At 71.4% G+C, this 11,795-nt stretch carries 8 protein-coding genes; 4 read left to right on the forward strand and 4 right to left on the reverse strand.

Annotated features, from left to right (window positions below; translation table 11 throughout):
* Positions 1-7: 7 nt before the first annotated feature.
* From I2501_RS13210 to I2501_RS13225, 4 genes are all read right to left on the reverse strand, one after another.
* Complete coding sequence (locus I2501_RS13210; RefSeq protein WP_196194096.1) at positions 8-1,018, reverse strand: RNA polymerase sigma factor; 1,011 nt, start codon at positions 1,016-1,018, stop codon at positions 8-10.
* 158 nt (positions 1,019-1,176) lie between these two features.
* The gene (locus tag I2501_RS13215) at positions 1,177-4,062 is read right to left on the reverse strand and encodes a helix-turn-helix transcriptional regulator (RefSeq protein ID WP_196194097.1); all 2,886 of its coding nucleotides are present in this window, start codon (positions 4,060-4,062) and stop codon (positions 1,177-1,179) included.
* Complete coding sequence (locus I2501_RS13220) at positions 4,043-5,044, reverse strand: phosphotriesterase family protein (protein ID WP_328806348.1); 1,002 nt, start codon at positions 5,042-5,044, stop codon at positions 4,043-4,045. Before I2501_RS13220 ends, I2501_RS13215 begins: the two co-directional genes overlap by 20 nt.
* 283 nt (positions 5,045-5,327) lie before the next feature.
* Positions 5,328-6,347 (reverse strand): LacI family DNA-binding transcriptional regulator, encoded by a 1,020-nt coding sequence (locus I2501_RS13225; RefSeq protein WP_196194099.1) that lies wholly within the window; start codon positions 6,345-6,347, stop codon positions 5,328-5,330.
* 244 nt (positions 6,348-6,591) lie between these two features.
* On the opposite strand from I2501_RS13225, the gene I2501_RS13230 reads away from it, so the two are divergent.
* The 4 genes from I2501_RS13230 (at position 6,592) to I2501_RS13245 (ending at position 11,759) form a co-directional block, all read left to right on the forward strand.
* Complete coding sequence (locus I2501_RS13230) at positions 6,592-7,902, forward strand: ABC transporter substrate-binding protein (RefSeq protein ID WP_196194100.1); 1,311 nt, start codon at positions 6,592-6,594, stop codon at positions 7,900-7,902.
* A 2-nt stretch (positions 7,903-7,904) separates the two neighbouring features.
* Entirely contained in the window at positions 7,905-8,876 is a 972-nt protein-coding gene (locus I2501_RS13235; RefSeq protein ID WP_196194101.1) for a carbohydrate ABC transporter permease, read from the forward strand.
* Positions 8,877-8,973: 97 nt separating this feature from the next.
* The gene (locus tag I2501_RS39255; RefSeq protein WP_196194102.1) at positions 8,974-9,819 is read left to right on the forward strand and encodes a carbohydrate ABC transporter permease; all 846 of its coding nucleotides are present in this window, start codon (positions 8,974-8,976) and stop codon (positions 9,817-9,819) included.
* Complete coding sequence (locus tag I2501_RS13245; protein ID WP_196194103.1) at positions 9,816-11,759, forward strand: DUF5107 domain-containing protein; 1,944 nt, start codon at positions 9,816-9,818, stop codon at positions 11,757-11,759. Before I2501_RS39255 ends, I2501_RS13245 begins: the two co-directional genes overlap by 4 nt.
* Positions 11,760-11,795: the final 36 nt, after the last annotated feature.

Genomic DNA, 11,795 nt, shown 5'->3' on the forward strand with positions numbered 1-11,795 from the left:
GGGAGTTCTAGTCGACCGGTGCCGGGTGGGCCACATCGCGCCAGGTCTGGGCGTAGAGGTCGGGCGTGAAGGGGCTGTCCAGCGGCAGGGGGTGGTACAGACGCAGTTCGGCGACCCGCCCTTCCTTCCGGGACATGACCCAGGCCAGGGCGGGCGGGCAGTGGTCCGGGGCGTCGGCGGGGTTGATCATGTCCATCTCCCACACCACCACGGAACTCCCGGCTGCCACGCCGACCGGCTTCTGGCGCACCCCGGCAGCCAGGGAGCCGTCCATGGCGTCGCGGACCAGCGCCCGGTCGCCCAACCGGGTCAGGCCGCTCATCAGGGACGCGTCGGGGGACCAGTGCGTGTCGACCACTCTGCCGAAGTGCCCGGCTTCGGCGGCGGAGAGCATGTCGAACGCCTCGTCCCAGCTGGCTCCGGCGCGCATGCGGGCGTCGCTGTGCGCGGTGGCGGCCGTCGCCGCCAGGGCTTCGGCGAGTTTGGCCCGCCCTTGGCTCAGACGGCTGCGCACCGTTCCCAGCGGCACCCCGCACACCTGGGCGATGTGCTGGTACTCCGTCAGGCCCTCGGTGAAGTAGCGTAGGACCATCGGCAGACGCAGGGCGGGCGACAGTTCCTCGATGGCCGCCCACACCCAGTCGCGCATCGCGTGGTGTTCGAGCAGTTGCTCCGGGCCCGCGCCGGGGTCCGGCGGCGGCGCCAGTGTGTCGAGCGGCACGTGCCGTCGCGCCTCGCGGAGCGCGTCGCGGCACCGGTTGCGCACGACGGCCCGAAGCCACGCACCCACCGCCTCCGGGTTGCGTACGGTCGCGATGCTGCGCAGCGCGATCAGTGCCGCTTCCTGGAGAGCGTCCTCTGCCTCCGGGCCGGGACCGAGGATGCTCAACGCCACCGCGCGCATCCCCGCCCGGTGCTCCTCCAGGAGCAGTCCCAGCGCCACGACATCGCCGGCCTGGGCCGCCCGTGTCAGTGCCGAATCCTGATCCGCTGTGCCCGCACCCGAGTTCTGGCGCATCGCCACCCCCTCTTCCTCGCCGCCTTGCCGCTGCTTCCCAGGGCCGGAAGCCGGCTGCACGGCACGGTCTCGAGGACCAACGGTAGGACACGTGCGGGCACCGGGGATTGAGCCATTCGACGTAGTCTCGATCCGCGTCGACCGAGCCCCAGATCCATTCAGCCGAGCTCCAGTTCCTGCAGTGCGTCGCGCAGGGCGGCTCTGGAGGTCACCCCCAGCTTCGGGAAGAGCTGGTAGAGATGGGTGGAGACGGTGCGCGGCGAGAGGAAGAGCCGTGCACCGATCTGCTTGTTGGACAGGCCGGCTGCGGCGAGGCGCGCGATCTCCCATTGCTGCGGCGTCAACGGCGTCAACGGCGTCAACGGCGTCAACGGCGCCGGGCGCGGATCGGACGACGGAAGCCCTCGGCCACCGCAGGCGCGCAGTTCCTGCCGGGCGCGCTCCGCCCAGGGCCGGGCACCCAACCGGACGAAACCCTCTGCTGCCGCGGTCAGTTGGTCGCGTGCCCTGGCGACGGCCTTGCTCCGGCGCAGCTGCTCGCCGTAGTACAGCTGGATGCGTGCAAGGTCGAACGGCCAGCGCGCGCCTCCGTCGACAGTCAGGGCGTCGGTGAAGCCGGGGTGGTCCACGTCACCGGAGGCAAACGCGGAGGCAGCCGACTGCAACATCCGCAGCCGGGGCGAGAGTTGTTCGATGCGCGCCTCCTGCGCGGCGGCGACATGCTCCCGCGCCTCCCGCTGGCGTCCGCTGCGCACCGCCGCCTCGACCAGGTCAAGGACCAGCCACAGCGCGTGCGGTACCAGAGCCGGCAGCTTTCCGGCCGGCGCGACGAGAGCCGCCTGCCGGTATGCCTCCTCCGGATCCCCTTGGGTGAGCGCGGCGACGGCGCGCACGTGGGCGGCGTAGGAGCGCACCACCTCGACCCGCCGGGGTCCGGCCCACTGATCCATCTGATCGGTCAGCTGACGGGCCGTCGACCAGTCGCCGCACGCCGCAGCGGGGAAGGCCAGGACGAACCTCCCGACCCAGGCGAGCATCGGGTAGTCGTATTCCTCGCACAGCTCCAGCCCCTCGCCCGCGACCTCACGCAGCCGCTCCCACTGCCCGGTGTGCATCAGATGGTTGCCCACCAGGAACAGGGCGTTGATCGCGGGTACCACCCCCTCCCCGCTCCGAGCCGAGCGGACCACGCGTTCGAGCGGCTCCATGCACCCGTCCAGGCGGTCGAGGTAGGCCGCGGCCGTGGCGACCCTGACGATCCGCATCGGATCACCCTCCCCGGACAGCTCCGCGATCGCCGCGTCCAACTGCCGCAGGTCGCCCGGCCGTGCGCGTGCCGGGTCGCCGAACGTGCTCCGCGAGAGCGTGAGCAGGGCAGGCGGGTCGGCACACCTGCCGAGCGCCTCGTCGAACGCCGACCACATGTCGGGCCTTCCGCTGAAGAAGCACACCATCATCAGCGTGTACAAGGCCTCGAAGAGCGTCGCGTCGTCCGGTCCGGGCGGTCCGGGCGGTCCTAGCGGTCCGTCCGGTCCCAGCGGCTCGGGCGCCAACGCGACGGTGCCGGAGAGCAGTCGGTGCGCGGTGTCCAGATCGCCGGATCCGTTGAGGAGGTACGCGGAGCCGGCCACCGCCGCGACCGCCGAGCCCGCTCCGGGCGCGGCCCGGCGCGCATCGTCGAGCAGCCGCGGCACGTCGCGAAGGTCCCCGGTGATGTTCGCGCTCAGGTACGCCGCCTCCGCCAGCCGCCGCGCCCTGGCTCCCGGCTCGGGGCTCAGATCGGCGGCACGCAGCAGCGCCGTGACCGCCTCCTGACCGTCCCCGCGCCGCCCGGCCGAAGCGGCGGCGCCTTCGAGCAGGACGGCAATGCCCTCGTCCGGCGCCGTCGCGGCCTGCGCCAGGTGGCGCGCCTGACGCTCCGGGACCGCCGCCCACGCGTCCGCCAAGGCGCGGTGCGCGCTGCGCCGCTGGTCACTGCTGGACAGCTCCACCACGGCGGCACGGGTGAGCGAGTGCCGGAAGTGCACCCGCCCGGAGGCATCGTCGACCAGGACCAGCCGCGCGCTCTCGGCCGGGGCGAGCTGCTTGAGGTGGGAACGCCCCGCGACCGCTCGCCGAAGGACCTGAAGATCACCGCTCCCCTCCAGTGCGACGATCAGCAACAGGTGCCGCGTGGCCGCCGGCAGCGCGGTGACGCGGGAGGCGAACGCGTCCTGAAGCCTGCGGCTGAGCGGAAGCCGCTCGGGCAGCGGCCGGGAGGCGGCGCACTGGGAGTCGGTCAGGGAGACCGGCAACTCCAGCAGCGCCAACGGATTGCCCTGCGCCTCGGCCATCAGCCGCCGCCGCACCCGAGGGACCAGCGCCGGGAACCGGTGCGCCAGCAGTTCCTCGGACGCGGCATCGGCGAGCGGCCCCAACTCGTGGACAGGCAGGCCACGGTGATCGAAGAAGGTCTCCGCGCCCGGCCGGGCCGCACAGAGCATCCCGACCTCCGTGCCCGCCAGCCGACGCGCCACCAGACCCAGGACCACCGCGCTGGCGCGGTCCAGCCACTGCACGTCGTCGACGACCAGCAGCACCGGCTGAACCCGCGCCAGATCCGTGACCAGTGACGCCACGTCACGGGCGACCGCCTCGTACTCCGGCGAGGCGCCGGTGTCCGAACCGAGCGCCACCGCGAGAGAGCCGCCGAAGCCGCGGTCGGCCTGCCCGCCGCCCACCGAGTGCAGCAACTGCGCGAGGGCGCAGTAGCCGGGCTGGGCCAGGTAGGGCACTCCGGAGGTGTACAGCACTCGTCCGCCCGCTGCCGCCTGCTTTCGGCCCACCTCCGCCAGCAAGGCGGTCTTGCCCAGGCCTGGCTCTCCCAACAGCACGAGCGGGCCGACCGGCAGCGGGCCCCGGGCGAGGTGTCCCAAGACCCGGGCCAGGTCCCGCTCGCGGCCGAAGAGGGGTTCGGCGCCGACAAGGGGTTCGGCGCCGACAGCGGTCGAGCCGAGGGGCGTCATGGCGTCCGCCGAACTACGATCACCGGCCGGCTGCTCCACGGCCCTGCCCCTCTGCACGTGCCTGCTGCGCGCCCGTGCGCCCGGCCGTCAGGAAGCGCTGCGGGGTGTCGACCAGCATCGTCTCGATCTGCTTCTCGCCGACGCCGGCCGCACGCAGCGCGGGCAGGACCGACTGGTGGATGTAGCGGTAGTTCCAGTTCGGGGCGATCGCCTCGCGCACCCCCGGCGGGAACCAGTCGATGTGACAGGAGGCGTCGTGCGAGAGCATCATCCGCTCCGCCAGGCCCTCCTCCGCGAGCCGCGCGACCGTCGCGACGCGTGCGTCGCCCGGCAGCAGCAGATCCAGACCGAACCGGTCCATGCCCACGTACGACCCCCGGTCGACCAGCCTGCGGACGTAGTCCACATCGGCTGTGTCGCCGCTGTGGCCCAGGACCACGGCGCCGAGATCGACGCCCTCCTCGCGCAGGACGTCCTGGGCCACCAGCCCGGTCCGGTGGGCGGCGCTGGTGTGCACCATGATCGGCGCGCCGGTGATCAGGTGCGCCCGCGCGACCGCCCGCATGACGCGCTCCACGCCGGGCGTCAGTGACTCCTCGATCGCGCACTTCAGGAACGCCGCACGGATGCCGGTCCCCGCGATTCCTTCGGTGAGGTCCTTGACGAACATCGCGACCATCGGCTCCTCGCCCCCCAGCAGTGTGCCCGGCCCGTGGTAACGGAAGAGGTTGGGTACATCGTTGAGGGTGTAGAGGCCCGTGGCAACCACGACGTGGATGTCCACCTGCGCGTTGACCCGGGCCACACGCGCGACGTCGCGGCCGAGGCCCACCACTGTGGGATCCATGATCGTCGACACTCCCAGCCGGGCCAACTCACCGAGCTTCTCGACCGCCTGAGCGACGATCTGCTCCTCGTCCCACAGCTCCGGGTAGTTGCGGTGGACCTCGCCGTCGAGGACGAAGACGTGCTCGTGCGCGAGAACCGTGCCGAGCTCCTCGGCCGCAACCGGCCCTCGCACGGTTTCCACGGTCTCGGTCCCGGTCCCGGTCTCGGTCCCGGCAGTCTCGCTTCGAAGCGGAGACGACATGACTGCTCCCTCTGTTCCCTCTGGTCGATGGCCTACGGCACCGCCAAGACGAGAGGAAGCGGGGGAAGTTCGATCGTTCCGGCGTGACGTGGGTCACATCATCGGGTTCGTGGCGGGCGCAAGCCAGGGCGGGAGGGCGGGGCGTCGAGGAAGCATGAGGGATCGCCTGGTGCAGATGAACGGCTGCTCAGGTCTTGGGCTTCGACGTCTGCCGCTACTGGCCGCGCCCCGCCGGGGCCGCGGGGCCGGTGCTGGCGCGGACGATCAGGGTCGGGCGCAGCAGTTGGAGCGCGTTGGTCGGGGCCTCGGATGTGGTGACCGCGCGCATCAGCACCTCGATGGCCTGGCGGGCCATCTCCCGCTTGGGCAGGGACACCGTGGTGAGTGCGGGGCGGCTGAGCTGCCGTGCCTCCATGGTGTCGTCGTGCCCGACGACGGAGAGGTCGTCCGGTACCGAGCGACCGGCGGCTCTCGCCGCCTCAAGGGCGCCGAGGGCCAGCAGGTCCTCGGTGGTGAAGAGGGCCGTCAGGTCCGGATCGGCCGCGAAGGCGGCGTTCGCTGCGGCGATTCCGCCGGCCGGGGTCGGCTCGGGGGCGAAGTGGACGGCACGGTCGGGCACGGTGATGCCGTCCTTGGCGAACGCGCGCCGGAAGCCGGCGATGCGGGGCGCGTGGGCCGGGTGTCCGAGGACGGCCACCCGTTCGTGCCCGAGCTCCCGCAGGTGGCGGCCCGCGAGGAAGCCGGCCCGCTCGTAGTCGATGGTGACCACGGGCAGCGTGTCGGGGGCCTCGCCCTCCCACGCGCACAGCACGACCGGGAAGCGCGCGTCCGCGAGCACCGGCAGGTGCTCGGTCAGGCCGACGTCGCCGGCCACCAGCAGGGCGTCCACCAGACGGCTGGTCAGGCCGGTCAGGTGCTGCTTGGCCCGCTCGCCGTCGAGCCGGGTGGTGCCCAGCAGCAGGTGGTAGCCGTGGACCGCGAGGACGTCCTCGACCTCCTCGGTCAGCTCCGAGTAGAAGGATCCGGTGACCGTCGGGACGATCAGCCCGACCGTCCGGGTGCTGCCGGTCGCCAGGGAACGGGCCACCAGGTTGGGCGTGTAGCCGAGTTCGTCGATGGCCGCGCGGACGCGCGCCGCCGTCGCCGGGCTGACGTGGACCCTGCCGGTGATCACGTTGGACACCGTCTGCTTCGTGACGCCGGCGCGTTCCGCGACGTCCTTCATGGTCACCATGGGGCCCCAGAGTTTGACCGGACAAATGAAGTTGCCCTGCAAGCTAACCATCTGCCCGGGTGGGGTCAAGTCCGAGTGAGGGGTGGCGGTTGGCCCTCTGTGCAGGTGGAGCCACTGATCCGGCCGGAGCCGCGCCGGTTCGCTCCGGATTGGCCGCGCCTTTGCTCTTGTTTTAGCGGTCAAATGCCCACTACCGTTCACCGCCAGCGGCAGACAGGTCGCACCGGAGCCGAGGAGTCCCGTGATGGGTAGAGCCATGTACACCGCCAGGCGCGCGGCCTGGATCGCCGCCGCTTCCGCGCTCGTTCTGGGCCTGAGCGCCTGCGGCAGCGGCGGCGGGACGTCGTCGGGAGGCGTCGCCAAAGCCGGAAGCAGCTTCACGTACTGGTCGATGTGGCGTGCGGACGAGCCGCAGGCGCAGGTGCTCAAGGCCGCGATCGCCGACTTCACGGCCTCCACCGGCATCAAGGTCAACGTCGACTGGATCGGCCGCGACATCGCCAAGAAGATCGGACCGGCGATCGCCGGGCACCAGGCTCCGGACCTGTGGGACGAGTCCAACGACGTGGTCTACGGCTCGACGGCCTCCGCAGGCCAGGCGCTGGACCTCTCCCCGGTCCTGTCCCAGCAGGTGCCGGGGGAGAACGTGCCGGTCTCCAGCGTGATCCCGGCCAAGTACTTCGCCATGCTGCCGAAGGACCCGAACGGGTCGAACCACTACCTCATCCCCTACGAGGTCGCGGTCAACGGCATGTTCTTCAACTCGGCCGACCCGGCGGTCAAGGCGGCGATGCCGACCGCGCCGACCGACTGGAACGGCCTGCTCAAGGCCTGCTCCGCGCTCAAGGCCAAGGGCACCTCCTGCATCGCCTCCGAGGGCGAGGACCCCTGGACCAACGAGCTGTACTTCGACTACCTGCTCAACGGGGCCGGGGTCGACTTCAACCAGCTGGCGAACGACAAGTCGGGCGCGGCGTGGGACAACCCGGCCGTGCTGAAGGCCGCCGAGGAGGTCGACCAGTTGGTCAAGGGCGGCGACCTGATCCCGGGCTACGACGCGACGAAGTACCCGGCGCAGGAGACCAACTGGGCCTCCGGCAAGGCCGCCTTCTACATGGACGGTGACTACGTCACCTCCGAGGTGTCCAAGGAGGTCCCGGCCACCTGGCAGATGTCCGCGATGCTGCCGCCCACCGCGACCACCCCGGACGTGGGCCTGTTCGGCTTCGCGATTCCCCGGCAGGCCAAGAACGTCTCCGCCGCTGAGCAGTTCATCGACTTCTTCATGCAGAAGAAGGAGATGTCCGGCATCGCGACGACCGCGCTGAACATCACCCCGCGCACCGACATCCCGGCCCCCGCCGACCTCGCCGACGCGCAGAAGCTGCTGAGCGCCCCCAGCGTCCGGCTTCCGTTCGACGGCATGGCCGGGGACTGGTCGCCCAAGGTCCTGGACGAGAACTACCTGAACCTGTGGCACGGCCAGCTGACGCCGCAGCAGTTCGTCGCCGCGTGCAAGGCCGCACAGGTCAGCTACTGGCAGACGCAGGGCTGAACATGGTCACCCTTCAGCGCCCGCCCCGGACCGCCGCCGTCCGGGGCGGAGCCCCCCGCGTTCCGAAGCGCAAGCGATCGGCCGACGGTCCGATGGAGCGTCAGCGCCGACGGATGTTCTGGCCCTTCACCGCCCCCGCTCTCATCGTCTACGCGACGCTCTTCCTCGCCCCGGTCGCCTTCGCCTTCTACACCAGCCTCTACCGCTGGGACGGCATGAGCGCGATGCAGTGGCGGGGCCTGACGAACTACCAGATGCTGTTCCTGGACCCCGACTTCCGCAGCTCGCTGGTCAACACCCTTGAGCTGATGGTCGTCGGCGGCGTGATCACCTTCGTCATCTCCTTCGCGCTGACCCTGGTGCTGCGGGAGATGCGGGCCCGGCTCTTCGCCCGCTCGGTGCTGTTCTTCCCCTCGCTGGTCAACGGCATGGTGTTCGGCATCGCGGCCGGATTCCTCTTCTCGCCCTCCGGTCCGGTCAACCACGCCCTGGAGTTCCTCGGGGTCACCACGCCGCCGAAGTGGCTGTCGACGGACAACCTGCTGCCGATGATCCTCGGCACCCTGGTGTGGACGGCGACGGGCTACTACACCTCGATCATCATGGCCGCGGTCGACCAGATCCCGCCCTACCTCTACGAGGCCGCCGAACTCGACGGCGCGAACGCCTTCCAGCGGTTCCGGCACATCACCCTGCCGTGCGCGTGGGACGTGATCTCGGTCTGCGCGGTGCTCTGGACGGTCAGCTCCGTCAAGATCTTCGAACTGATCCTGCTCTTCGGCGGCAGTACCAACGCCTATCCGCCGGTCAGCAGTTGGAACACCGCGCTGTACGTGTACGCGGAGGCGTTCCCGCAGGCGAGCGTCCCCCGGCTGGGCATGGCCACGGCCGCCGCGGTGGTCAGCCTGCTCATGGTCACCGTCGTCACGCTCGTGCTGCGCCGCCTGCTGCGCCGTGAGCCGATCGAGTACTGACCGCGTACTGGCCGCGTGCCGGCCGCGTACCGACCGTCACGACGCCCGCCGTGCCCTCGAACCACCCGTACTACCCGTACCAGAAAGGCGATCACCCGTGCGAAGCAGACGCAGCTCACCGGGACCGGCGACACGCATCGGCACGGCCGTCGTGTGGGTCCTGGTCGCCGCCGACCTCCTGCTGCTGCTGTGGGTCTTCCTGACCTCGCTGCGCAGTGGACCCGACATCCTCCGGCACGGCTTCGGTCTGCCGACCAGCCCGAAGCTCGGCAACTACACCACCGCGCTCGACTACGGCGGTTTTGGCCGCGCCGCCCTCAACAGCGTGCTCGTCTCCGTCGCCGCTGCGGCCGTCGCGGTGGCACTCGCCGCCCCGGCCGCGTACGCGCTGGCGCGGCGACGTTCGCGCACCTCGTCGGCGCTGACGATGACCTTCGCGCTGGGGCTGGGCGTTCCCGGCCAGGTGCTGGTGGTGCCGCTCTTCGTCGGCATGGCGAACCTCAACCTGACCGACAACGACTTCGGCCTCGCCCTGGTCTACGTCGGTCTGGCGATGCCGTTCACCGTCTTCCTGCTGACCGGCTTCTTCGCCTCCGTGCCAGGCGCGTTGGAGGAGGCGGCGGTCCTCGACGGGGCCGGACCGCTGCGGAGCTTCGTGCAGGTCGTGCTGCCCGTCGCGCGGGGCGGGTTGATCACCGCGTTCCTGCTGCAGTTCATCGCCAACTGGAACGAGACGCTGTTCGCCATCGTCCTGACGAACAGTCAGAACAAGATCACCCTCCCGGTGGCGCTCGCCGAGTTCGTTGCCTCCCAGCAGTACAACGGCATGGACTACGGAACGATGTTCGCCGGCGTCTGCATCATCCTCGCCCCCATGATCGCGCTCTTCTCCTGGATGGGCTCGCGGATCATCTCGGGCATGACCGTAGGGATCGGCAAATGACCCGCACCGGACGCCTTCTGACCTCCTCCACCCTCCGTTCCACGCACGGCTCCACGCTCCGCACCGGCGTGTTGCGGATCGAGGGCACCGGCCATCCGGCCCCCGGAGTCCTGCCGATCCTGCACGGCATCCCCAAGCAGACCGCCGAAGGCGTCGGCGCCGACGAGGAGATGCGCTTCGGCCTCGCCTACGGCGCGCCGCACTCGCTGCTGCCCTACACCCGCCAGAGCGACTACGACCGCCTGCGCGCTGAACGCGACCTCCCCACCGTCGTGCTGGAGAACGAGACGCTGACCGCCACGTTCCTGCCCTCCCAGGGCGGACGCCTGTGGTCGCTCGTCCACCGGCCCTCCGGATGTGAACTCCTGCACCGCAACCGGCTCTTCCAGCCCGCCAACCTCGCCCTGCGCGACGCCTGGCTGGCCGGGGGAGTGGAGTGGAACCTCGGCACCACCGGCCACTGGCCGCTGACCTGCGAACCCCTGCACGCCGCCCGCGTCGTCGCCGAGGACGGCACGCCGGTGCTGCGCATGTACGCCTTCGAGCGGCTGCGCCGTCTGGTGCTGCGGATCGACACCTGGCTCCCGGCCGGGTCGCCGGTGCTCCTCGTCCGCGTCTCGATCCACAACCCCGCGCCCACCGAGACGCCGGTGTACTGGTGGTCCAACATCGCCGTGCCCGAGGACGCGGGCACCCGCGTGCTCGCCCCGGCCGACCACGCCTTCCACTGCGACTACGTCAGCGACCTGCGGCACGTCCCCTTCCCTGACGTCGAGGGAGCCGACGCGAGTTACCCGGGACGGGTGCGGCGGGCCGCCGACTACTTCCTCGACCTTCCGGCCGGTCAACGCCGCTGGATCGCCGCGCTCGACGCGAACGGCGCGGGCCTGGTGCAGGCGTCGACCCGACTGCTGCGCGGGCGGAAGCTGTTCTGCTGGGGCGCCTCGACCGGCGGAAAGCACTGGCAGGAGTGGCTCTCCGGACCGGACGCCGCCTACCTGGAGATCCAGGCCGGGCTCGCCCGCACCCAACTGGAGCACCTGCCCATGCCCGGCGGCGCCACCTGGGAGTGGACCGAGGCCTACGGCCTGCTGGAGACCGACCCGGACGCCGTCCACGGCGAGTGGGAGCAGGCTCGCACGGCAGCGGGCGAAGCCCTTGCCCGGCTCGTCCCGGAGAGCGTGTTGACCGAGGCGCTGGCCTGGGGCGCGGCTCTGCCGGAGCCCGAGGAGATGCTTTCGGCCGGTGACGGCTGGGCCGCGCTGGAGATCGCGGCAGGGGAGCTGCCCGCTTCGCCCCTGCTGCCGTTCGGGCTGTGCGGAGAGGCCCAGGAGCCCTGGCGCAAGCTGCTGACTGCCGGAGTCCTGCCGGTGTGCGACCCGCCCGCAGCGCCGGTCACGGGAGCGCACTGGCGCGAGCGGCTGGAACGGCTGGAGCGGCAGGCACCGGACTGGCACGCCAGCTACCAGCTCGGGCTGTTGCGCCTCGCCGACGGCGACGAGGAGGGCGCCCGGCAGGCGTGGAAGCGCTCCGCCGCGGAGCGGGAGACTCCCTGGGCCCTACGCGCCCTCGCCTTCCTGGCCGCCGAGCCTGCGGAGGCGGCCGAGCTGCTTGTCCAGGCGCACCGACTCCTCCCCGAGCTCCGGGAGTTGACGATCGAGACCCTGGCCGCACTCCAACGGGCGGACCGCCCGCGCGAGGCCCTCGCGCTCGTCGAGTCGCTCCCCGACGACGTCCGCGCCCACGGTCGGATCCGGCTGGCGGAGGCGACGGCGGCCCACGCCCTCGGCGACGACGACCGGGTCCGCCGTCTGCTGGCCGAGGGCATCCAGGTCGACAACATGCGGGAGGGCGAGGTGTCCCTGGACGCCCTCTGGCTCGCGGTCCACCCCGGAGAGCCGGTCCCGCCCCACTACGACTACCGCATGTCGGCGGAGTGAGCTCCGCCCACTGAGCCGGGGGGGGCCCCCCCCCCC

Origin of the sequence: Streptacidiphilus fuscans (assembly GCF_015690355.1) — a bacterium.
Classification (GTDB): domain Bacteria; phylum Actinomycetota; class Actinomycetes; order Streptomycetales; family Streptomycetaceae; genus Streptacidiphilus; species Streptacidiphilus fuscans.

Bases quoted from the DNA above. Each gene is read 5' to 3' on its own strand.
- I2501_RS13210 (WP_196194096.1), bottom strand. From the start codon at position 1,018: ATGCGCCAGAACTCGGGTGCGGGCACAGCGGATCAGGATTCGGCACTG.
- I2501_RS13225 (WP_196194099.1), bottom strand. From the start codon at position 6,347: ATGGTGACCATGAAGGACGTCGCGGAACGCGCCGGCGTCACGAAGCAG.
- I2501_RS13230 (WP_196194100.1), top strand. From the start codon at position 6,592: ATGGGTAGAGCCATGTACACCGCCAGGCGCGCGGCCTGGATCGCCGCC.
- I2501_RS13235 (WP_196194101.1), top strand. From the start codon at position 7,905: ATGGTCACCCTTCAGCGCCCGCCCCGGACCGCCGCCGTCCGGGGCGGA.
- I2501_RS13245 (WP_196194103.1), top strand. From the start codon at position 9,816: ATGACCCGCACCGGACGCCTTCTGACCTCCTCCACCCTCCGTTCCACG.